General features: G+C 52.7%; 17 protein-coding genes and 1 pseudogene. 8 read left to right on the forward strand and 10 right to left on the reverse strand.

What is annotated here, in order from left to right:
* The first annotated feature begins 18 nt into the window (after positions 1 to 18).
* Together rplI and WC7_RS23205 are read left to right on the forward strand one after the other, a co-directional pair.
* The gene (gene rplI, locus WC7_RS23210) at positions 19 to 468 is read left to right on the forward strand and encodes a 50S ribosomal protein L9 (protein ID WP_003025676.1); all 450 of its coding nucleotides are present in this window, start codon (positions 19 to 21) and stop codon (positions 466 to 468) included.
* Between the two features lie 143 nt (positions 469 to 611).
* Positions 612 to 1535, forward strand: a complete 924-nt coding sequence (locus WC7_RS23205) for a DMT family transporter (protein WP_016151434.1) — start codon at positions 612 to 614, stop codon at positions 1533 to 1535.
* A gap of 54 nt (positions 1536 to 1589) precedes the next feature.
* Here WC7_RS23205 and WC7_RS23200 read toward each other — a convergent pair whose 3' ends face one another.
* Positions 1590 to 2240 (reverse strand): LysM-like peptidoglycan-binding domain-containing protein, encoded by a 651-nt coding sequence (locus WC7_RS23200; RefSeq protein ID WP_016151435.1) that lies wholly within the window; start codon positions 2238 to 2240, stop codon positions 1590 to 1592.
* 219 nt (positions 2241 to 2459) lie between these two features.
* On the opposite strand from WC7_RS23200, the gene fklB reads away from it, so the two are divergent.
* Positions 2460 to 3080: a BamJ family beta-barrel-assembly machinery protein gene (fklB, locus tag WC7_RS23195; protein WP_029139741.1), complete on the forward strand. Its 621-nt coding sequence runs from the start codon at positions 2460 to 2462 to the stop codon at positions 3078 to 3080.
* Positions 3081 to 3389: 309 nt separating this feature from the next.
* Positions 3390 to 4799, forward strand: coding sequence for a D-serine/D-alanine/glycine transporter (cycA, locus tag WC7_RS23190; protein ID WP_016151437.1), 1410 nt, complete (start codon positions 3390 to 3392; stop codon positions 4797 to 4799).
* Between the two features lie 80 nt (positions 4800 to 4879).
* Here cycA and ytfE read toward each other — a convergent pair whose 3' ends face one another.
* A complete protein-coding gene (gene ytfE, locus WC7_RS23185; RefSeq protein WP_016151438.1) occupies positions 4880 to 5542 on the reverse strand; it encodes an iron-sulfur cluster repair protein YtfE in 663 nt (220 codons plus the stop codon).
* A 244-nt stretch (positions 5543 to 5786) separates the two neighbouring features.
* Between ytfE and WC7_RS23180 the strand changes: the two genes are divergently transcribed.
* Positions 5787 to 7340, forward strand: a complete 1554-nt coding sequence (locus WC7_RS23180) for a methyl-accepting chemotaxis protein (RefSeq protein WP_016151439.1) — start codon at positions 5787 to 5789, stop codon at positions 7338 to 7340.
* Positions 7341 to 7403: 63 nt separating this feature from the next.
* On the opposite strand, the gene WC7_RS23175 is transcribed toward WC7_RS23180, so the two are convergent.
* From WC7_RS23175 to WC7_RS23165, 3 genes are all read right to left on the reverse strand, one after another.
* Positions 7404 to 8369 (reverse strand): DMT family transporter, encoded by a 966-nt coding sequence (locus WC7_RS23175; RefSeq protein ID WP_016151440.1) that lies wholly within the window; start codon positions 8367 to 8369, stop codon positions 7404 to 7406.
* Between the two features lie 76 nt (positions 8370 to 8445).
* Positions 8446 to 9270, reverse strand: coding sequence for an AraC family transcriptional regulator (locus WC7_RS23170; protein ID WP_016151441.1), 825 nt, complete (start codon positions 9268 to 9270; stop codon positions 8446 to 8448).
* Positions 9271 to 9351: 81 nt separating this feature from the next.
* Positions 9352 to 10200: an SDR family oxidoreductase gene (locus WC7_RS23165; protein ID WP_016151442.1), complete on the reverse strand. Its 849-nt coding sequence runs from the start codon at positions 10198 to 10200 to the stop codon at positions 9352 to 9354.
* Between the two features lie 85 nt (positions 10201 to 10285).
* On the opposite strand from WC7_RS23165, the gene WC7_RS23160 reads away from it, so the two are divergent.
* A complete protein-coding gene (locus tag WC7_RS23160; protein WP_016151443.1) occupies positions 10286 to 10690 on the forward strand; it encodes a winged helix-turn-helix transcriptional regulator in 405 nt (134 codons plus the stop codon).
* A 48-nt stretch (positions 10691 to 10738) separates the two neighbouring features.
* Here WC7_RS23160 and cpdB read toward each other — a convergent pair whose 3' ends face one another.
* The gene (cpdB, locus tag WC7_RS23155) at positions 10739 to 12682 is read right to left on the reverse strand and encodes a 2',3'-cyclic-nucleotide 2'-phosphodiesterase (RefSeq protein WP_016151444.1); all 1944 of its coding nucleotides are present in this window, start codon (positions 12680 to 12682) and stop codon (positions 10739 to 10741) included.
* Between the two features lie 187 nt (positions 12683 to 12869).
* Between cpdB and cysQ the strand changes: the two genes are divergently transcribed.
* Positions 12870 to 13610, forward strand: coding sequence for a 3'(2'),5'-bisphosphate nucleotidase CysQ (gene cysQ / locus WC7_RS23150; RefSeq protein ID WP_016151445.1), 741 nt, complete (start codon positions 12870 to 12872; stop codon positions 13608 to 13610).
* Here the strand turns inward: cysQ and WC7_RS23145 are convergent.
* Positions 13600 to 14157, reverse strand: a complete 558-nt coding sequence (locus WC7_RS23145; RefSeq protein ID WP_016151446.1) for a YtfJ family protein — start codon at positions 14155 to 14157, stop codon at positions 13600 to 13602. The genes cysQ and WC7_RS23145 overlap by 11 nt on opposite strands.
* A 326-nt stretch (positions 14158 to 14483) precedes the next feature.
* Here WC7_RS23145 and WC7_RS23140 point away from each other — a divergent pair, with 326 nt between their 5' ends.
* Positions 14484 to 14690 (forward strand): DUF1107 domain-containing protein, encoded by a 207-nt coding sequence (locus WC7_RS23140; protein ID WP_003025710.1) that lies wholly within the window; start codon positions 14484 to 14486, stop codon positions 14688 to 14690.
* A gap of 67 nt (positions 14691 to 14757) precedes the next feature.
* On the opposite strand, the gene WC7_RS23135 is transcribed toward WC7_RS23140, so the two are convergent.
* From WC7_RS23135 to msrA, 3 genes and pseudogenes are all read right to left on the reverse strand, one after another.
* Positions 14758 to 16098, reverse strand: a complete 1341-nt coding sequence (locus tag WC7_RS23135; protein ID WP_003830418.1) for a polyamine export protein PaeA — start codon at positions 16096 to 16098, stop codon at positions 14758 to 14760.
* A gap of 258 nt (positions 16099 to 16356) precedes the next feature.
* Positions 16357 to 17994 (reverse strand): annotated as a pseudogene (locus WC7_RS27265) (autotransporter outer membrane beta-barrel domain-containing protein); the annotation flags it as partial.
* Between the two features lie 2803 nt (positions 17995 to 20797).
* Entirely contained in the window at positions 20798 to 21436 is a 639-nt protein-coding gene (msrA, locus tag WC7_RS23125) for a peptide-methionine (S)-S-oxide reductase MsrA (protein WP_016151448.1), read from the reverse strand.
* Positions 21437 to 21601 lie beyond the last annotated feature (165 nt).

Raw genomic sequence — 21601 nt, forward strand, 5'->3', positions numbered from 1 at the left:
CTTTGAGAGGATAAGGTAATGCAAGTTATTCTGCTTGATAAAGTAGCAAACCTGGGTAGCCTGGGTGATCAGGTTAACGTTAAAGCGGGCTATGCTCGTAACTTCCTGGTACCACAGGGTAAAGCTGTTCCTGCTACCAAGAAAAACGTTGAATTTTTCGAAGCGCGTCGCGCTGAGCTGGAAGCTAAACTGGCTGACGTTCTGTCCGCTGCTGAAGCTCGTGCTGAGAAAATCAATGCACTGGAAACCGTAACCATCGCGTCTAAAGCTGGCGACGAAGGTAAACTGTTCGGTTCCATCGGTACTCGCGACATCGCTGACGCTGTAACTGCAGCTGGCGTTGAAGTAGCTAAGAGCGAAGTTCGTCTGCCGAACGGCGTTCTGCGTACCACTGGTGAGCACGAAGTGAGCTTCCAGGTTCACAGCGAAGTGTTTGCTAAGCTGACTGTAAACGTAGTTGCAGAATAAGTTTTTATTCTGATTTCCGCGTAAAAGCGCCGGCCTTGTGTCGGCGTTTTGCTTTTCTGTTCCCTCCGCTTTTCGCTCTGGCTATTCTTTATCCTTTTCGGGATAATCATAAAAATAAAACATTATTTCAAAGTGGTGATGGAATGGAACCAACGCACCAACCTCTGTTTGCGCGTAAAAATGTTGTCTACCTGAGCGCAGCGTTCTGCTGCCTGCTGTGGGGGAGCGCCTATCCGGCGATCAAAAGCGGATATGAGATCTTCCAGATTGCCACGGATGACATTCCTTCAAAAATTGTCTTTGCCGGCTATCGCTTCCTGTTTGCTGGATTATTGCTGCTACTGCTGGCGGTGGCGCAGCGTAAACCGATTGGCCGGTTAAGCCCGCGTCAGTACGGTCAGCTCACGCTGTTGGGACTGACGCAAACCTCGCTGCAATACATTTTCTTCTATATTGGCCTGGCGTTCACGACGGGGGTGAAGGGGTCGATCATGAACGCGACCGGCACCTTCTTCAGCGTGCTGCTGGCCCATTTTATCTATCAGAACGACAAGCTGAGCTACAACAAAGTGCTGGGCTGTATCCTGGGTTTTACCGGCGTAATGGTGGTGAACTTTAGCAGCGGACTGGATTTTAACTTCAGCCTGTTAGGGGACGGTTCGGTGGTGATGGCGGCCTTTATTCTTTCTGCCGCCACGTTATACGGTAAACGCATTTCTCAGACGGTAGACCCGACGGTAATGACAGGATATCAGTTGGGTGTCGGCGGTCTGGCGCTGGTTATCGGCGGCTACGCTTTTGGGGGCACGCTGACCGTACATGGCGCGTCATCGGTGGCGATTCTGGGCTACCTGACGTTACTCTCTTCGGTCGCTTTTGCGTTGTGGAGTATTCTGCTCAAGCATAACCGCGTGGGGATGATTGCGCCGTTTAACTTCCTGATCCCGGTTTCGGGGGCGGTACTGTCGGCGATATTCCTCGGCGAAAACATTCTCGAATGGAAATATGCGCTGGCGCTGGTGCTGGTCTGTTCCGGGATCTGGTGGGTGAACAAGGTGAAGCGCTGACGCTTCACCTTGATGTCTGATGCGCTGTGTTTATCAGGTCTACAGGTGTGCCGGTTAACGGGCGCGAATAAAACTGCCGTTAGGTTGTCGAGTAAACAGTACCTGCTGACCATTACCGGTATCAATGGTTAATCCCGTTACCACGCCGTTGGCATTCTGCCTGATTTGTACCATCTGGCCGTCTTTCAGGTTGCTCAGCGGTTTTCCGGCACCTTCAACCTGCGCCATTGCGTATACATCGGTTGGCGGGAGGTTATGGTCACGGAATACCTGCGCCAGCGTTTTGCCCGAGTCTACGCGATAGGAGCGCCACTGCTGCTCAATTCCACTATCCTGTTGGAAAGGTTGCGTCTGCGGCTGAGATTGCTGAGCCTGCGGCTGCGCGTCTGGTTCTCCTTCCTGGATTGGCTCTGGGGCAAGCGGAGCGACCTGGCCCGGATCGTTTTGCGGGGCGACCAACTGTGCCTGCAGTTGAGCTTCGGTCGGCGGCTGCGACTGTGACTGTAAATCCAGCTGGGCAGTACGCGTAACCACAGGGGCATCGCTGGTGTCACTGGAGGGCAGCAGGAAGCCTATCACCAGCACGATAGCAGCAATTATAATGCCGCGTCGGTGCATAGGCGGTAGCGGATCCATAATGCGAAAATTGTCCGGTGCATGCCAGATTTTCGCCAGGGTTGGTTTTAATTCAAAGCGCCCGGGCATGGCTTTCCTCCTGCTCCGCGTCTCGTTCCTCGATCATAGAGTATAGATGGCTAATGCTATGATGTTCGTCATATTACCCGCTTTCGTGACGTCAACGCGGGGTATTCCTATTGTTTATGTTTCCTCGCGATTTGTCATCTGTTCCCGAGACAAAGTTTTACCGGATGCGGCATGGCTGATATGCTGCCCGCTACTTTACATCCGATGAAAGGAAATATGATGGCTAACCCGACTTTTGACACTATCGAAGCGCAAGCAAGCTACGGCATTGGTTTGCAGGTAGGACAACAGCTGAGTGAATCCGGACTGGAAGGACTGTTGCCTGAAGCGCTGGTAGCGGGTATCGCTGACGCGCTGGAAGGTAAGCACCCGGCAGTGCCGGTTGATGTTGTGCATCGCGCACTGCGTGAAATCCACGAACGCGCTGATGCAGTACGTCGCGAGCGTTTCCAGGCTATGGCGGCTGATGGCGTCAAATATCTAGAAGAAAACCGTGAGAAAGACGGTGTGAACAGCACTGAATCCGGTTTGCAGTTCCGTGTTCTGACTCAGGGCGAAGGTGCTATTCCAGCGCGTACTGACCGCGTTCGCGTGCACTACACCGGTAAACTGATCGACGGTACCGTGTTTGACAGCTCTGTCGCACGCGGCGAACCGGCTGAATTCCCGGTTAACGGCGTGATCCCAGGCTGGATTGAAGCGCTGACTCTGATGCCGGTAGGTTCCAAATGGGAACTGACTATTCCTCAGGAACTGGCTTACGGCGAGCGTGGCGCTGGCGCGTCCATTCCTCCGTTCAGCACGCTGGTGTTCGACGTTGAGCTGCTTGAGATCCTGTAAGCAGTGACTTCTGTTCCCTCCGAGGCCGGGGGGAACAAAAAAATAGCGTGAAAAGCTATAGTTACGTGGTTGTCGATATTTTATTTTGCAAATGCCTCGTTAACGTGTATTTTTGTGAGCTGATTCGCGCTATCAGAGTGATATGACACTCACTTTAAACATTAAATTAACATTATATCTAAATCTTAGTATTCATCCCGCCAATTCTTACCTAATATCGATAAGTCCTGATAATCAGGAACGTCGTATCATAGACACACTAAAGGCCGTAGAGCCTGAACAACACAGACAGGTACAGGAAGAAAAAACATGGTAGATCAGGTAAAAGTCGACGCCGCTGAAGAGGCTTCGTCTGAACAGTCGCTACGGCGCAATCTCACAAACCGTCATATTCAACTTATTGCCATTGGTGGTGCTATTGGTACCGGCCTGTTTATGGGCTCTGGTAAAACCATCAGCCTCGCCGGACCGTCGATCATCTTTGTGTATATGATCATCGGTTTTATGCTGTTTTTCGTGATGCGTGCAATGGGTGAATTGCTGCTCTCGAATCTGGAGTACAAATCTTTTAGTGATTTCGCCTCTGATCTGCTCGGGCCATGGGCCGGGTATTTTACCGGCTGGACTTACTGGTTCTGCTGGGTTGTTACCGGGATGGCAGACGTTGTCGCCATTACGGCGTATGCGCAATTCTGGTTCCCCGAACTTTCAGACTGGGTCGCCTCGCTGGCGGTGATCGTGCTGCTGCTGAGCCTCAACCTTGCCACTGTAAAAATGTTCGGTGAGATGGAGTTCTGGTTTGCGATGATCAAAATCGTCGCTATCATCGGCCTGATTGTCGTTGGTCTGGTGATGGTGTTGACGCACTTCCAGTCGCCAACCGGCGTTCAGGCATCGTTCACGCATCTGTGGAATGACGGTGGCTGGTTCCCGAAAGGTCTGAGCGGCTTCTTTGCTGGCTTCCAGATAGCCGTGTTCGCGTTTGTGGGTATTGAGCTGGTGGGAACGACCGCAGCGGAAACCAAGGACCCGGAGAAATCTCTGCCGCGCGCCATTAACTCGATTCCGATCCGTATCATCATGTTCTACGTTTTTGCGCTGATCGTGATTATGTCCGTAACACCGTGGAGCTCGGTAGTACCAACCAAGAGCCCATTCGTTGAACTGTTTGTGCTGGTCGGTCTGCCTGCCGCGGCGAGCCTGATCAACTTTGTGGTGCTGACTTCAGCAGCCTCTTCCGCAAACAGTGGCGTGTTCTCTACCAGCCGTATGCTGTTCGGCCTGGCACAGGAAGGCGTAGCGCCTAAAGCGTTTGCCAAACTGTCTAAACGCGCAGTTCCGGCGAAAGGTTTAACCTTCTCCTGTATCTGTCTGCTGGGCGGCGTGGTGATGCTTTACGTGAACCCGAGCGTGATTGGCGCGTTCACCATGATCACTACCGTGTCGGCGATTCTGTTCATGTTCGTCTGGACCATCATTCTTTGCTCGTACCTGGTGTACCGCAAGCAGCGTCCGCACCTGCATGAAAAATCAATCTACAAGATGCCGCTAGGCAAGCTGATGTGCTGGGTATGTATGGCGTTCTTCGTCTTCGTACTGGTACTGCTGACGCTGGAAGATGATACCCGCCAGGCGCTGATCGTGACGCCGCTGTGGTTCATCGCGCTGGGTCTGGGTTGGTTGTTTATCGGTAAGAAACGTATGGCAGGTATGCGTTAATTTTAGTGCCCGGTGGCGCGATGCTTACCGGGCCTGAATTCCTTAGGCCGGATACGCGTTAGCGCTATCCGGCGATATCTTTACTCCCCGGCGAGAGCTCGCGGGAACAACACATTATTTTCCAGACTGATGTGTTCCATCAAGTCGTCGATCATCTCGTTAATGCCGTTATACATGGCTTTCCAGGTGGTGCAGGCTTCTGGCGGCGGCGTCACGTTATGGGTGATGTGTTTGATCACTTCGACCAGTTCACCGGCATCGTCATGTTCGCTTTCCATCACGCTGATTGGTCCCATCGCCTGGCTACCCATGCCCTGTTTGATCATCGGGAACAGGATCTGCTCTTCTTTCATCATGTGGCTGGACAGCTCTTCATGCAGCATGGTCAGGTTTTTCGCCAGACCGCGTGGTACGTTCGGTTTATCTGCGTGAACGCGTTCAACTTTCGTGGCCTGCAGAATCAGTTCCGGCAGCTGTTCGCGGTGTCTGTCGTGATAACGCACGATGATATGCTCAATGATTTCAGCCAGTGCCACGGTACGCCAGTCTTTCTCCAGCGGCTGTTCAGCCAACTGCGCGAGCTGTGCCTCAATAACGTCTAAATCCAGCTCTTTACGCGCAGCAGCGCGTGCCAGCGTTTGCTTACCGCCGCAGCAGTAATCCATATCGTATTTACGAAACAGGGCCGAAGCGCGAGGAATAGAGAGCGCCAGTTCACCTAAAGGTTGATCGCGATAAGACATTGCCGTTACCTCATTCTCAATAATATAAGATGTATTTTAAATACAACTTATAGCGAAGGATATAACCCTTTCGGGGTGGGGTGTTTTGTGAGGAATGTCACGAAAATTTCTTGTTTCGTTAAAGTGCTGAATCTTATTAGAAAGGAGAGGGATGGCGAAAAAAGCCGCGCGACAGGATTAAATAAGCGCACGCCGCTGCCGATAGTTAGACCTCAGACAATACCTGCATAATAAAAGGCTACAGATGTTTAAACGAATCAAAGTGATAACCCTACTTATCACCGTGTTACTCGCCCTGGGCGCGATGCAGCTCATCTCCGCGGGCGTCTTTATTGGCGCGCTCAATAACGATAAGCAAAACTTTAACGTCTCTCAGCTTTCCAGCCAGAACGTGGCCGAGTTTACCGATGCGTGGATTAGCCTGAACCAGGCTCGCGTCACGCTCAACCGGGGCATGTTGCGTTTACAGGGCACGATGGCCAGCGAGATTAACGGCGGTCAGTTGAAGGAACTGGTAAACACGGCAAATCGCCTGTTGGCCGAATCGAAAGAGCATTACGATAAATACTACGCCCTGCCGGAAACGCCGGGGCTTGATGAACATCTGGCCGATCGACTGGAAGAGCAGTACGGCATCTATTCTGCGACGCTGGCTAAAATGAACGCGCTGCTAGCTGAAGGTAAGCTGGAAGAGATGTTCAAGCAGAATGCCGAGCAAAAGCAAACGGCCATGCAGGAAGTCTATCGGGAATGGCGTAGCGCGCAAACGGCGCTGGCCACTGCCGGGGTGCAGGACAATGAGAGTGATTACCAGAAGATAATCTGGCTGCTGTCTGCCGTGATGATGATTGTCATCACCGTGATTATCGCCAGCTGGCTGGCGATGCAGAGAGTGCTGCTCAAGCCTCTCCACGAAGTGATGGGGCATATTCGCCACATTGCTGCGGGTGATTTGACGCACAGAATCAACGCCGATGGCAGCAATGAGATGGCGCTGCTGGCAGTCAACGTTCGCGACATGCAGCAGGCGCTGGCGAACACAGTCAGCGTGGTGCGTGACGGGGCTGACACCATCTATACCGGCGCAGGTGAAATTGCCGCCGGCAGTAACGATCTCTCTTCACGTACCGAGCAGCAGGCCGCCTCTCTGGAAGAGACTGCTGCCAGTATGGAACAACTCACCGCTACCGTGAAACAGAACGCGGATAACGCGCGTCAGGCGACCAGTCTGGCAAAAAATGCCTCACAGACGGCGCAGAAAGGCGGAACCGTGGTTGATGGCGTGGTGCGTACGATGGATGAAATCGCTACCAGTTCCAGCAAAATCGCACAAATTACCAATGTTATCGACGGCATTGCCTTCCAGACCAATATTCTGGCGCTGAACGCGGCAGTAGAAGCGGCGCGTGCGGGCGAGCAGGGGCGCGGGTTTGCCGTGGTCGCTGGCGAGGTCCGTACACTGGCACAGCGTAGCGCTCAGGCGGCGAAAGAGATTAAGGCGCTGATTGATGACTCGGGGAATCGGGTAAATGCTGGTACGGCGCTGGTGCATGAAGCGGGTGAAACGATGGCGGAAATTGTTAGCGCCGTGACCCGTGTGACCGACATCATGGGCGAGATAGCCTCGGCCTCTGATGAACAGAGCCGGGGTATCGATCAGGTAGGTCAGGCGGTTGCCGAGATGGATCGCGTGACGCAGCAAAACGCCTCGCTGGTGGAGGAGTCCGCTTCCGCCGCCGCTGCGCTCGAAGAGCAGGCAGCACGACTGAATCAGACCGTAGCGGTGTTTAAAGTTTAACGTCTACTCCGGCCTACAAAATAATACCTTGTAGGTCGGATTAGCGCAGCGCCGTTCGGGCCATTATGATTGTGGAACCACGACGACGCTTGGTTTCTGTGGTTTGGCTCTGACGGCTATCACCACCCCAACAATCAGCAGCGCAATGCCGCTTACCGTCAGCAGCGGCGGGAATTCCTGGCGCAGGATAAAGGTGTACACCAGGCCAGCCAGCGTTTCGAAGACAATCAGCGGGCCGAGGATCACCGTCGGCAATTTTTGGCTGGCGACGTTCCAGCACAGTGCGCCAACCCACGAACACAATACCGCAATCGCTATCATCAGGCCGATAAACACGCCCGGACGTGGGCCGAAGGGCAGGGCAAAGTCCGGCGTTTGTCCGTTCAGCCACAGGCAGGCTGCAATATAACCGAGCAGAGAAACAGGCAACGTTACCAGTGCCTGGGCCGTCGCCCACATCATCGGGTGCTTATCTGGATTCTCGCGCAGCCAGCGGGCATTACGCAGCGCATACCACGCCCAACACACTACCGAGATCAGCGCCAGCGCGATTCCAGAACCATAACGCCAGCCGCTAAAGTCGGGTAAGCCTTGATTCAGCTCCGAGATATTCACGCACAGCAGACCGATACCAATCAGCACCAGCGCAGGCGACAGACGCCACCATGATAATTTGCCGTCGCGCTGGCTGTAGAGCAGGTTAGCGAAGACCGGGATCACAACCGGCAATGTACCAATAATCATCGTTGAAACCGGCGCGCCAGTGCGCTGGATGGCGCTTGCCAGGCAAACGTAATAAATCAGATTACCCATCATCGTTAGCGCCAGCGCAGTGACCCAGTCTTTGCGCGTCAACTGACGCAAGCGCACACGCCCCAGCCAGGCAATCGGCAACGCTATTAGCCCCAGCGCCAGATAGCGCCCCATCGACTGCAATACCGCCGGGTATTCCGGTACGATCAGCGGCCCAACAAAAATTAATCCCCACATCAGCCCAGCCAGCAGGGCATACAACACGCCGCTAATCATTTTTGACATCCACATCGCTTAACAATAAGTCGAGTGTAGGCAGGAAAAATGCAGCCGTATTGTATGAGATTGCTGTTCAACGCCGGACGACTTGTTTCTGATAACGTACCGGTGTAATACCGTAGCGATGGGTAAACGCGCGGGTGAGATGCGACTGGTCGGTGAGGCCGGTTGCGGCAGCGACCTCCGCGGCGGGCATTCCGTGAGTGAGAAAACCTTTGGCTCGCCACAGGCGGATCGCCATCAGCATCTGGTGCGGCGTGACGTGGAAATGAGATTTAAACTGGCGCTGAAAATGCCAGGGGCTCAGCGCTGCAACCCGCGCCAGTTCGTCGAGCGTGACCGGGTGCATATAATTATCGTGCAAATACTCGCGTATCCGCTCAAAGCGATGCACTCCCTCCGGTAATACCGGCGCATGGCGGGCCAGCGGCTGGAACGTGTCGATCAGATCGAGTAATAGCCCTTTTTGCGCCAGCGGATCCTCAGTGTTCCACAGGCCATGGATCAGCGAGCAGATCTGGCGCGAGCGTAGCGGATCGTGACGCGTTACGTCATGAAACCACCAGTGGCGGATCCCGGTGACTTCTTCCAGAAGATCGGGCTCAAGATAGATCATCCGATAGCGCCAGCCGTCGGCGGTTTCCGCTTCGCCGGTATGTAGCTCATCGGGATTCATGGTGACGACAGAATGGGCGGGGGCCACGTACTGCGTGCCGCGATAGCGAAAACGTTCGGCTCCGGCTTCTATCGCGCCAATACCAAACGCTTCATGGGTATGGGGTTCAAAGGCGTAACGCGAGATGTGCGCATGATACAGCTCAACGCCCGGCACCTGTGCCAGATGGCGAAAGCGGGCGCTGTCTTTCTCATCAATAAACTGCTCAGGTACACCTTGCACGTCTTCTCTCCCCACGCATCATCATGTCATTATCAGAGAGGATGCGCGGGGATGCCACCACAATTAACTAATTTTTAACACTTACACGATGCTTTTGACGCTGTCTGCCAGCGACGTGGTTGGGCGACCAATCAGTTTGCTCAGCGTATGGCTGTCGTCGAAGAGGCCACCTTTAGAGGCACCAACGTCTGAGTCAGCCAGCATGTCCGCCAGTCCGGCAGGCAGACCTACACTTTTCAGCGCGGCGGCAAAATCAGCTTCGCTCAGGTTTTGATACACCACTTTTTTACCGCTCTGTTTTGCCAGTTCGGCCGCCAGCTGGCTCAGGGTCCAGCCTGCGTCGCCCGCCAGTTCATAGATTTTACCGGCATGACCGTCTTCACTGATGACGCGCGCGGCGGCAGCGGCATAGTCGGCACGGGTCGCCGAGGCGATTTTGCCTTCTCCCGCCGCCCCAATAAACACGCCGTGTTCCAGCGCGGCTGGTGCGCTGGCGAGATAGTTTTCGGTGTACCAACCGTTACGCAGCAGCGCGTACGCGATACCGGATTCAGCCAGCATCTTCTCGGTTGCGACATGCTCATCAGCCAGCCCCAGCGGGGAGCGATCGGCGTGCAGCAGGCTGGTGTAGGCGATAAATTTCACGTGGGCCGCTTTCGCCGCGTTAATCACGTTGCGATGCTGCGGGGCACGTTGTCCCACTTCGCTGGAGGAGATTAGCAGTAACTTGTCTATCCCCTGTAAGGCCGTGGTAAAGGCAGCTTCATCACTGTAATCCGCCTGACGAACGGTAATGCCCTGCTGGCTAAGCGCCGTCGCTTTAGCAGGATTACGCACAATAGCCACAATCTGGCTGGCAGGAACGGTTTTCAGTAGCGTTTCAATAACGTGTTGGCCCAGTTGGCCAGTGGCACCAGTAATCGCGATCATAGGATAACTCCTTTGGTATTGGTCTTGTGTTTAATCACATTAACACCTAAACTTACTTTTAGTAAGTACGTACAAAAAGGTTAGTATGAAAATGACAGCTTTGACGCTCTCCCAGCAATTACGTGATGGCAACTTGTTTGCCGAGCAGTGTCCCTCCCGCGAGGTGTTAAAACACGTCACCAGCCGCTGGGGTGTATTGATTCTGGTGGCGCTGCGCGACGGTACGCACCGTTTCAGCGATTTGCGCCGTAAGATGGGCGGCGTCAGTGAAAAAATGCTGGCGCAATCCCTGCAGGCGTTAGAACAGGACGGGTTTATCAATCGGGTGTCATATCCGGTGGTACCGCCGCATGTGGAGTATAGCCTGACACCGTTGGGTGAGCAGGTGAGCGAAAAAGTCGCAGCGCTGGCGGACTGGATAGAGGTGAATTTGCCGCAGGTTTTGGCAAATCATACCGTTAAGAACGAAGACGTCCCGGCATCAGCGTAAACGACCCGGTCGGGCTTGCCGGATGGCGCAGCGCCATCCGGCGTGGTCTTACTTACTCAAATCCAACTGATAAATGGCGAAGCCGATGTCATCGGTAGCGACTTTCTTCAGTGGATACTGGCCTTTCTCTTTGATAAACGCAGCGGCTTTATCAGACGGTGATGTTTCAAAGCGAATATCCAGTTGTGTCTCGCTGTGAATCGGCGCCAGACGCCAGTTGTTATCTGCCGCTGGATGAATTTCGCCTGCGCTCTTTGTCTGGGAACCTATCCATGCTGCCAGCACCGAGCGGTTTTCATCTGGTGATGCAAACGCGATGTGGCTGTCGCCGGTCCCGGCAAACTTACCGCCGTAGGCGCGGTAGTTGTTGGTCGCGACGAGGAAGGTTGCGTTCGGATCGATCGGTTTACCGTTAAAGGTCAGATTTTTAATACGCTCCGCTTGCGGGTTAATCGTCTGGCATTCACCGTCATAGCGAGCGGGTTGTGAAACATCAATCTGATAATTCACGCCGTCAATCACGTCGAAGTTATAGGTACGGAAGCCATCCCAGTTAATTAACGACTGTGGTTTGCTGCTGTGGATATCAATCTGATTAAACTGCCCGGCAGAACATTCCAGCCACTCTTTCACCTCTTTTCCGCTGGCTTTCACCACGACCAGGGTATTGGGATAGAGATACAAATCAGCGGCGTTACGGAAGGTAAGCTGACCTTTTTCGACTTCGACAAAGCTGGCCGGATCGTTCTTGCGTCCACCGACTTTAAACGGCGCAGCGGCGGAAAGTACCGGTAGTTTCGCCAGGTCCGGATCGCCCTGGATAAAATGTTCCACATAGGCTTTCTGCGCGTTATTCACCACCTGCACGGTCGGGTCGTCCTGAACCAGCGCCAGATAGCTGTACATGTTGTCGGCAGATTTACCGATTGGCTTGCTGACAAATTCACGCGTGGCATCGTGATCGGCTTTTAGGATCTCAACGATTTTTTGGTCTTCGCCAGCCAGTGATTTTTTGGCCGCGGCGTCATAAATCGGGCGCGCCTGCGCTTTCCCCTGCGTAACCTGCCATTTACCGCTGTCGTTATTCAGCACTAAATCCACCACACCCAGGTGATCGCCCCACATGCCCGGCATCACCGCAGGAACGCCATTGAGCGTGCCTGTTGTGATATCTGCGCCTTTGATGTTGGCAAAGTCTTTCCCCGGGAAAACGGCGTGAGCGTGACCAAACATAATGGCATCCACGCCCGGAACTTCACTGAGGTAGTAAACGGAGTTTTCCGCCATCGCCTGGTATGGGTCGGCAGAAAGCCCGGAGTGAGCAACCACCACCACGACATCGGCACCTTTGGCTCGCATTTCCGGCACGTATTTACGTGCGGTTTCCGTAATGTCATTCACGGTCACTTTGCCGTTGAGGTTGGCTTTATCCCAGGTCATGATCTGCGGCGGCACAAAACCGATATAGCCAATTTTCAGCGTCTGCTTGTTTCCTTCCTGATCGACAACCTCAGTCTCTTTGATCAGATAAGGAGTAAACAGTGGCTTTTTGGTCTTAACGTCGATGATATTGGCGTTAACGTAAGGGAACTTCGCCCCGGCTAGCGCGTTGTGCAGATACTCAAGACCGTAGTTAAATTCATGGTTGCCAAGGTTACCCACGGCGTAATCCAGCGTATTCAGTGCCTTATATACCGGATGCGTTTCGCCCGCTTTCAGCCCCTTGGCCGCCATATAATCCCCGAGCGGGCTGCCCTGAATCAGATCACCGTTATCAACCAGCACGCTGTTTTTGACTTCACCACGTGCTGCGTTGATCAGGCTTGCCGTACGAACCAGGCCAAATTTTTCAGTCGGCGTATCTTTGTAATAATCGAAATCCATCATATTGCTATGTAAATCAGTGGTTTCCATTATGCGCAGATCGACGGTCGCGGCATTGACGCTGGCTGCAATCAGCGTGGCCAGAAACGTTGCACTAAACTTAATCATCAGGGGCATCCTTTTAAGATCTAAGCCACAAAAGAAAATGTATATAAATCTTCTTGCTTACAGAACTGTGAATCATGACATGAATATAGCGTTTAAAACCGCAGACGCTATCACAGTTGGCGGATCCTTTGGCGATCGGGTATAAGTAAAACAACGAGTTAACACCACGACAGAAACGAGGTGGAGAATGTTAGAACATGTATGCCAGCTTGCACGGAATGCGGGCGATGCCATTATGCAGGTCTACGATGGAATCAAACCGATGGAGATTACCAGCAAGCAGGACGATTCTCCGGTCACGGCGGCGGATATCGCCGCGCATACGGTGATCCTCGAAGGATTACTGGCGCTGACGCCGGATATTCCGGTCCTGTCTGAAGAAGCGCCTCCTGGCTGGGATGTTCGCCAGCACTGGCAGCGCTACTGGCTGGTAGACCCGCTGGACGGTACCAAAGAGTTCATTAAGCGTAACGGTGAATTCACCGTCAATATTGCGCTTATCGAGCAAGGAAAGCCGGTACTGGGCGTGGTTTACGCGCCGGTGATGAAAGTGATGTACAGCGCGGCAGAAGGTAAAGCGTGGAAAGAAGAGTGCGGCGTGCGCAAACAAATCCATGTTCGTGACGCGCGTCCGCCGTTGGTGGTGATTAGCCGTTCGCATGCTGACAATGAGTTAAAAGAGTATCTGCAACAGTTGGGGGAGCACCAGACCACGTCGATTGGCTCATCGCTGAAGTTCTGCCTGGTGGCGGAAGGGCAGGCACAGCTGTACCCACGTTTTGGGCCAACTAACGTATGGGACACTGCCGCTGGCCACGCCGTTGCTGCCGCAGCCGGGGCGCACGTTCACGACTGGCAGGGGAAATCTCTGGATTACACCCCACGTGAATCATTCCTCAACCCCGGCTTCCGCGTCGCTATTTACTGAGTAATTTGTGCAGCAGGGCAATAACCTGCTGCACCTCTTCCTGCGTCAACGCACCATCTTTTGCCCACTGAACGCGTCCGTCCTTGTCAAGTACGGCGATAGCGGAGCTCTCTTCATCCAGTTGCCAGGCTTTACGCGCAATGCCATTACTGTCGACAATAAATTGTGACCACGGGTAGAGCTTCTTATTGCTCTCCAGACTGCTGCGCACAAACATACCGGAGCCAGGAATAGCGTCATCGGTGTTGACGATCGTGGTGGTCTGGTATTTGTCGTGCGGCAGGTTGGCCGCCTTGATTGCCTCGATCAGCGTAGCATTTTTCTCTTTGGCGGAGGTGCGTCCGGCAATGTGTTGCACAATTCGCACTTTCCCTGGCAGCTGCGCGCTATTCCAGCTTTTGTAGCTAAACTTATCGTTATCGAGAATCAGTTCGCCGCGATCGGCGATCCCCACCGGCGGTACGCGCTGGTTAGTCTCAAACGAATGCGCACAGGCAATCATCGGCAGCAGCAGGCACGACAGCGCCAGCAGTTTTTGTAAGGTCATAGGTTTTCCTTCTTTCTTTATTTTGCAGGTGATCCGACCACTGGGTCTGGAATTTAATCATATGTGCGATTGATGCTTTTTCCCGCAAGCGCGATGCCAGTTTGCGGACGGGCGCACAAATCCTGCGAAAAATGAAGGCTTATACTGAAGACAGCGAAGCGTTGAAAAGATAATTCTGAATATTTGTAACCTGAAGGTAAATAAACTTATACACGCTGGAAACATGAGCGAGATAGTCTATAGTCATAGGGCATTAAAATTTGCGCCTGAGGATTGTCGGACCGATTGTGGTACCGCAAAGGCGTAATGCTCAGCAGGAGACAACAATGAAAATTTTCCAACGATACAACCCGCTGCAGGTGGCGAAGTACGTGAAGATCCTGTTTCGTGGACGGTTATATATCAAGGATGTAGGCGCTTTTGAATTTGATAAGGGTAAGATTCTTATCCCAAAAGTGAAGGACAAACTGCATTTTTCCGTGATGTCCGAAGTTAACCGTCAGGTCTTGCGTCTGCAAACTGAGATGGCTTGATCAAAGTGCTATGCGGTAGTTAAAAAAACGGCTCCTGGATGGGAGCCGTTGATGTTTCTGCAGGACGTTAAGACGCCTTTGCCTCTTCTTTTGCATCCGGCAGTTTCGGTACCAGTACGGTAGGTTTACTGTCCAGACGCGTCACCAGCAGCTGATCGATCTTGTAGTTATCGATATCCACCACTTCAAATTTGTAGCCTGAATACTTCACCGAGTCGGTGCGTTTCGGGATTTTACGCAGCATGAACATCATAAAGCCGCCGATGGTTTCATAGTTGCCGGACTGCGGGAACTCATCGATATCCAGGACGCGCATAACGTCATCAATCGGCGTACCGCCATCGACTAACCATGAGTTTTCATCGCGCGCCACGATCTGCTCTTCCAGACCTTGACCGACTAAATCGCCCATCAGCGTAGTCATAACGTCGTTGAGCGTGATAATCCCCACCACCAGCGCGTACTCGTTCATGATGACGGCAAAGTCTTCGCCTGCGGTTTTGAAGCTTTCCAGCGCTTCAGAGAGCGTTAGCGTATCCGGCACAATCAGCGTATTGCGGATCTGTACGCCACTGTTCAGCGCCATGCTTTGGTTCGCCAGTACGCGGTTGAGGAGATCCTTTGAATCGACATAGCCAATGATGTGGTCGATATCTTCGTTACACACCAGGAATTTGGAGTGTGGGTGTTCCGCCACCTTGTTCTTCAGGCTTTGCTCATCTTCGTGGAGATCGAACCAGATAATATTCTCGCGCGAGGTCATGGAAGACGGTACGGTACGGGATTCCAGTTCGAACACATTTTCAATCAGCTCATGTTCTTGCTTACGCAGAACCCCTGCCAACGCACCCGCTTCGACCACGGCGTAAATATCGTCCGAGGTGATGTCGTCTTTACGCACCATCGGGATCTTAAACAGACGGAAGATGTTATTTGCCAGACCGTTAAAGAACCACACCAGCGGGCGGAAGACGAGCAGGCAGAAGCGCATCGGGTTGATGATACGCAAAGCCACAGCTTCTGGCGCAATCATACCGATGCGTTTCGGAGTTAAATCCGCGAACAGGATGAACAGGCCAGTAACCAGCGAGAACGACAGAATAAAGCTTAACTGTTCGGACAGCTCTGGAGTGAAGTACTTCGAGAAAAGGCTGTAAAACGCCGGGGAGAATGCCGCATCACCGACAATACCACCGAGAATAGCGACCGCGTTAAGGCCAATTTGCACGACGGTAAAAAACATGCCGGGGTTTTCCTGCATCTTCAAAACACGTTGTGCGTTTACGTTGCCTTCATCGGCAAGCAGTTTAAGTTTTATTTTGCGTGATGCAGCAAGCGAGATCTCGGATATCGAGAAAAACGCACTCACGGCGATCAGGCAGAGAATGACTAAAATACTGTTTAACATATCTTATCCGACCGTTAAGGCCAGATCCTCGGAAGGGATAAATTGATAAATCCGTGTGAAATACACATTGAAAACCGGCTCGTGGAAGTGAGCCGGTAATTTCAGAGGCTAGTATAGCGTAAGGTACTGTAAAGCCGCCAGAGGGTTAATTTTCCGTAATGACTGGGCGGGATTTCATCATAATTGCGGCCTTAACGTAACACGAGATGAAACCCTGAAATACAGGGTTTCATCTCAGACTGCTGACAGGGACAACTATCAGAAATGGTGTTTAACGTTCAGCATAAAGCCCTTGTCGCTGAGGCCGTCTTCCTTCCAGCTGTACGCATCCACCCCCATCTGTGTGTTGTCTGACCTGTAGCTCACCCCCACCTGCGCCATGCCGTTCACGCTGCCGCCTTTCTGACCGTCTTCAACCCCGAAGCGCTGACCCGCTGCTCCCTGCAGGGACGCCGTGCGGCTGCCCTTCGCGTAGCTCAGATTCGGCCCGCCTTCCAGCGATGCCGTCGCCGCCCAGCCTTCTTTCCCGTCGTAGTTCAGTTTCAGACCCACCACCGAATCCACCGCCGTTTCGCTGCTGCTGCTCATGCTCAGGTTGAAATCACCGGCGCCTTTTTCACGATAGCCCTCTTCCGTGGTGTGACGCATTTTCAGTCCCGCAAACGGCGTCACCGTCAGGCCCTCCTGCACGCTGAAGGTTTTCGCCCCCTCGGTACGGAACTCCAGGTACTGCTGCCGGCTGTCCGCCTTCGCCGTTTTGCTGACGTCGCCGTACTCCACTGAGCGGTTGCTGTCGAGGTTATGCACGTCATAACGCAGCGCGTTGTTCCAGCTCAGACCGTCTTCACCCAGCGGCATGCTGTGCTTCAGCCCGAAAAACTGGCTGTAGCCGCCGGTCACCCCGTTGTCTCCCGCCGTCGCGGCGCCGTTGCCGTCCAGACGCGCGATGCCGTACTCCATCGCCAGCGTCTGGCTGTCGCCAAAGCTCAGGCTCTGGCGCAGCGCCATCATGTCGTACTTCGTCTCGTTGCTCAGCTCAGCACGCGGGTCGCCCTTCGCCACCACATTAAACGCCAGGCCGTTGCCGTTAACCGGGGCCGCATCCGCCAGCATATTAAAGCGGTTGCTCAGCACGCGGGCATCACGGAACACGGTGCTGGCTTTGCTGCCGGAAATCTGCTTCATCGCGCTGTTCAGTTCCGCAGCGGTCTTCAGGTTCAGGCTGCTGAACAGCTCGTTACTGGTGTACGCGGCATCCAGCGCACCGGCAACACCGCTGACGCTGCTGTCGGTCACCACGTCGGTGTAGGCGTTTTTGGTCATGGTGACGTCCACGTTGCCGTTCGCGTCTTTCTGACCCTGCGCGCTCCACACCACGCTTTCAGAAGTGATGTTTTCCACGCCTTCCACATCTGTCCCGGTAAAGACATTATCGAAGGTCTTCGTGGTGGCGGCAGTACCGGTGGTAAAGCCGGTATCCACGCTGACAGAACCCAGCGCCAGGGCGTTATTACCCGCGTTAAGCGTACCGGCAGAGCCGTCGGCGTGGGTGCCGAGTACATAGCCGCTTACATGCTGAACGGCATCTGGTGCGGAAGCGGTTGGGGTAGAGCCCATACTGGCGCCGCTTGCATTCAGGTTAACGGTGCCGCTGTTATAGATGGTGCCGCCGGTACCATTGGTGTAGAACGCCTGACCATTTCCGGCATTGATATTAATCACGCCGGTGGTGTCGTTAATGACGGTACCACCATATGTCGCAGCCATGCCAATTAATGGCGTACCCGACACAGGTGTGGTTGTATTCTCAAGGTTGATGGTGCCTTTATTGATAACGGTGCCACTATCGGCATACATCCCCACCCCGGAATCGTTGATGGTAATGGTGCCTTTGTTTGTCGCGGTTGCTTCATGTGCAGTAACCACACCACCACCCATAGCCGCAAGACAAGGTTTTTCAACGGTACACTGAATCGTTAAGTCTTGCGTCTCAGAGTTAGCGTTATGAACGATCTGTCCACCAGTTTCGTTAATTATTGTGCCCTTGTTATTCGCACCTAAGGCCCAAGTATTTCCTCCAGTCGCTGTTATTGTTCCACTGTTAGACCCTGTCGCACCTGATATTACCGAGATCCCGGCAGCGAAATGCCATCCACCACTGCGAGGTGCAGACATCGGGTTATAAGCAACATCTGTCATATATTTAAAATCGTTGGCCTTCTTATTGTTGATGACTGTAATTTCACCGGTATTACTAACGTGAGAACCAATATCAGTGGCAGCTAAAACAACACCACTATAACCCCAGGGGAAATTCATCGGTAATATGTTCAACGTCATCGCGCCACTGTTCTCGCTTGTGGCACCAGATTGACTCTCAACAATCAGGTGAGGCAGCCCGCCAGACGAGGTCGAATTGATCTCGCCTTTGTTAACAAATTTACTGTTAGCATCTTTAACCTGAATAATCCTCCCACCGACCTCCTGGTTCTTGTTGCCGTTGCCTTGAGGTGCGATAGTCAGTGTAGAATCAGTTTCTAATACCAACGAGCTGCCGTCAGCGACGCTGGAAAACTGCATGAAACTACCACTTGCACTTTTACTGATTAAGCTGGATGCGCCGCTGATTGTGACCTGGTTTCCGGCACCCGCTACCGCAATACCGACCATATCTGGCGGGGTGACCCCGTCAGACGTTTCAGTTGTACTGTTAAGGTTAATACCACCTTCAACCACAACATTATTGTTTGTACCAGAAACGTTCAGCCCGATCAGATGATCGTCATAGTCGTTATCATTTCCTTTGATTGTTGAGTCGTTCACCAGTTTGCTGTTGTATGGCGTTGCCTCCAGGGAAATAACACCGGTCACGGTCACATTATTGTAGGCACCCGACACATCCAAACCTGTCATATCACGGCCATAAGGAACCACATCGGTCGGTGAATTCGGATACGCCATCGGATCGGTACGATTATCTTTGATGTTAATAGAACCCTCCACCAGCACGTTGGTTGCATTTTGTGCGGAAGTATTTTCCGATGAGACCACGACACCGCGATAACCGGTCCCCTTATCAAAACGTAATGACTGGCTGATGGAATCTTCAGCATTGGCCACGACATTGACGGTGCCCGACAGTTTTACATCAGCGGAAGTACCGGAAATATTAATCCCCGTAGCGGAAGTATTCACGTTCATGGTGCCGATCATATTGACGACATTGGCTGCACCAGAAACTATCACGCCGTTAGCCTGTTCGCCGGTGACAGTCATTTCGTTAGAAGTCAGGTTCAGTTGGTTAGCATCGCCGGTGACTTTAATGCCAGTAGAGAAACTGTCGACTACCAGTTTACCGTTCTGGTTGATGATGTTGTTGCCACCGCTGACATCGGTACCTGTAGCACCCTTGTTGGCACTGCTGTCACCATTGTTGATAATATTGTTGTTGCCCGCGACGTCAGTGCCGATCGCACCATTGCCGTCAGCGGTGTTGGTGCCATTATTGATCGTATTGCCATCACCGTTTACGTAAGTCCCCGTACCGCCGTCGGTGCCTTTGCTTTCGCCGTTGTTGATGGTGTTGTTGTGGCCGCGGATGTCCTCACCTTTTGATCCATCCCCGCTGCCCGTGCTGGTGCTGGCGGTGATATCGTTAGCGTCGCCGTCAACGTCAAGGCCGATACCGCCGTCCTCGGCTTTATTATCGCGGGAGGTGATCTCATTATTATTGCCGTTGACGTCAAGACCTGTGCCGCCTTCGTCGTAGCCGATGTTGTCACGGGCGTTGATGGTGCTGTCGTTATCGCCGGTTGTTTTACCGGTTTCTTCGCTTGGCTGTTCGCCGTAACCAATATTATCCAGAGGTTCATCATTATCGTCGGGCGGGGTATCGCCACCGTCGTCGGGTGGGGTATCGCCGCTGTTGTCGGGTGGAGTATCGCCGCTGTTGTCGGTATTATCACCACCGTTATCGGTATTATTGCCACCGTTTCCGCGATCGTTGTGGTTATCATCGTCGTGATTATGGATGGCAATACCCGCTATCGCTCCTGCGCCAGCCACACCGCTGAGAAGCCATGCCCAGACGGTATCATCAGAATTTTCAGCGGCTTTCTGACATTCCGGCGGTAATTTTGCCAGTTCTTCTTTTGTCAGCGTGCTGGTATCGACAGGGCAGTTATCGAGGGGCTTGCTGGAATTCAGTTTCGCGGCGAACGCATTTCCGTTTAACACCAGGGCAATACAAAGTGATATCGCCTTCCTTTGCATATTCATTGTATCTATTCCTTAATTTTATAAAAATCAAAAAAAAAGCGAAAATTACAAGCGCAGGTGTTATAGAGTCTCTGCTCAATGTAATAACGGCCAATTCCTTAACCTGACTTATTGTGAACTAATGGTGTTCCTGTCCCTACAATTAATATTGTAAAACTTTTTTAATGGCTAATCAAAATAAAAAAATATAACTTCGATGTATTATATTTATTTGGATGATGATTAATGTGTTTTATATTTTTATAAATATTCGTTATGTAACTTTAATGATTTATGCGGGGTGTCAATATATAATCTATTGTGCTTAATGGGTGTTTTTGAGTTTTGTAGATATATTTGTCATACTTCACGTTACTGGTGCGCAGGCTTTTTTACCCGGCTCATCCCTGAGCCTCGCTCCTGCGGGGCCGCCTTCTTGCAATCATCCGTTTGGCGGCAGACAAACGCCAATCCCACCAATGCCACAGTACCCATAAGGATTTTTATGCAGATACTGCTGGTGATCGTCCTCGGCATAGTAAAACGGGGTTGCGGTAGTGATTTCCGTTGTAATGGTGCGCTCGTCGCCAGCGGCGGTCATTGCTGCCTGAAAACGCTCAAGGCTTGCCCGTGCCGCGACGGTTTGCTCCGGTGTTAACGGGTAAATGGCGGAGCGATACTGCGTCCCCTGGTCGTTCCCCTGACGCATGCCCTGCGCCGGGTCGTGATTTTCCCAGAACACCTGCAGCAGTTGCTCGTAGCTGATAACATGCGGATCATAGACGACGCGTACCGCTTCGGCGTGTCCGGTATCGCCGGAACACACTTCCCGATAGGTTGGGTTAGGGGTGTAGCCGCCGGTATATCCGGCCGCTGTGCTGTATACCCCGGGTAATGACCAGAATAAACGTTCAACGCCCCAGAAACATCCCATGGCGAAAAAGGCTATCTCCATACCGTCGGGCACGTTGGTCATCGAATGTTGGTTAACCGCATGCAGCGTTGCCACTGGCATCGGGGTGTTGCGTCCAGGTAGGGCATCTGCTTGAGTAACAAGATGCTTTCTATCAAATAAACTCATGGCCGTTCTCCCGAAATCAGTCATTTGGGTTAAGGTTGTAACGAGACGCGTCTTTGCCCACAATAAACGGCGTGAATACGTCTAGAGTTAAACATAAGAAATATTTGGGTTGTCGTCTGTTTTTCAACTCTTATTGTTGATTTTTTGTTAAGCCGAGGAACGGCA

It is taken from the genome of Citrobacter sp. KTE151 (assembly GCF_000398845.1).
GTDB classification, from domain to species: Bacteria; Pseudomonadota; Gammaproteobacteria; order Enterobacterales; family Enterobacteriaceae; genus Citrobacter; species Citrobacter braakii.

What these genes read in the sequence shown, in the direction of transcription:
- rplI (WP_003025676.1), top strand. Translation starts at nt 19, where the DNA reads ATGCAAGTTATTCTGCTTGATAAAGTAGCAAACCTGGGTAGCCTGGGT.
- WC7_RS23205 (WP_016151434.1), top strand. Translation starts at nt 612, where the DNA reads ATGGAACCAACGCACCAACCTCTGTTTGCGCGTAAAAATGTTGTCTAC.
- WC7_RS23200 (WP_016151435.1), bottom strand. Translation starts at nt 2,240, where the DNA reads ATGCCCGGGCGCTTTGAATTAAAACCAACCCTGGCGAAAATCTGGCAT.
- fklB (WP_029139741.1), top strand. Translation starts at nt 2,460, where the DNA reads ATGGCTAACCCGACTTTTGACACTATCGAAGCGCAAGCAAGCTACGGC.
- cycA (WP_016151437.1), top strand. Translation starts at nt 3,390, where the DNA reads ATGGTAGATCAGGTAAAAGTCGACGCCGCTGAAGAGGCTTCGTCTGAA.
- ytfE (WP_016151438.1), bottom strand. Translation starts at nt 5,542, where the DNA reads ATGTCTTATCGCGATCAACCTTTAGGTGAACTGGCGCTCTCTATTCCT.
- WC7_RS23180 (WP_016151439.1), top strand. Translation starts at nt 5,787, where the DNA reads ATGTTTAAACGAATCAAAGTGATAACCCTACTTATCACCGTGTTACTC.
- WC7_RS23175 (WP_016151440.1), bottom strand. Translation starts at nt 8,369, where the DNA reads ATGATTAGCGGCGTGTTGTATGCCCTGCTGGCTGGGCTGATGTGGGGA.
- WC7_RS23165 (WP_016151442.1), bottom strand. Translation starts at nt 10,200, where the DNA reads ATGATCGCGATTACTGGTGCCACTGGCCAACTGGGCCAACACGTTATT.
- WC7_RS23160 (WP_016151443.1), top strand. Translation starts at nt 10,286, where the DNA reads ATGAAAATGACAGCTTTGACGCTCTCCCAGCAATTACGTGATGGCAAC.
- cpdB (WP_016151444.1), bottom strand. Translation starts at nt 12,682, where the DNA reads ATGATTAAGTTTAGTGCAACGTTTCTGGCCACGCTGATTGCAGCCAGC.
- cysQ (WP_016151445.1), top strand. Translation starts at nt 12,870, where the DNA reads ATGTTAGAACATGTATGCCAGCTTGCACGGAATGCGGGCGATGCCATT.
- WC7_RS23145 (WP_016151446.1), bottom strand. Translation starts at nt 14,157, where the DNA reads ATGACCTTACAAAAACTGCTGGCGCTGTCGTGCCTGCTGCTGCCGATG.
- WC7_RS23140 (WP_003025710.1), top strand. Translation starts at nt 14,484, where the DNA reads ATGAAAATTTTCCAACGATACAACCCGCTGCAGGTGGCGAAGTACGTG.
- WC7_RS23135 (WP_003830418.1), bottom strand. Translation starts at nt 16,098, where the DNA reads ATGTTAAACAGTATTTTAGTCATTCTCTGCCTGATCGCCGTGAGTGCG.
- msrA (WP_016151448.1), bottom strand. Translation starts at nt 21,436, where the DNA reads ATGAGTTTATTTGATAGAAAGCATCTTGTTACTCAAGCAGATGCCCTA.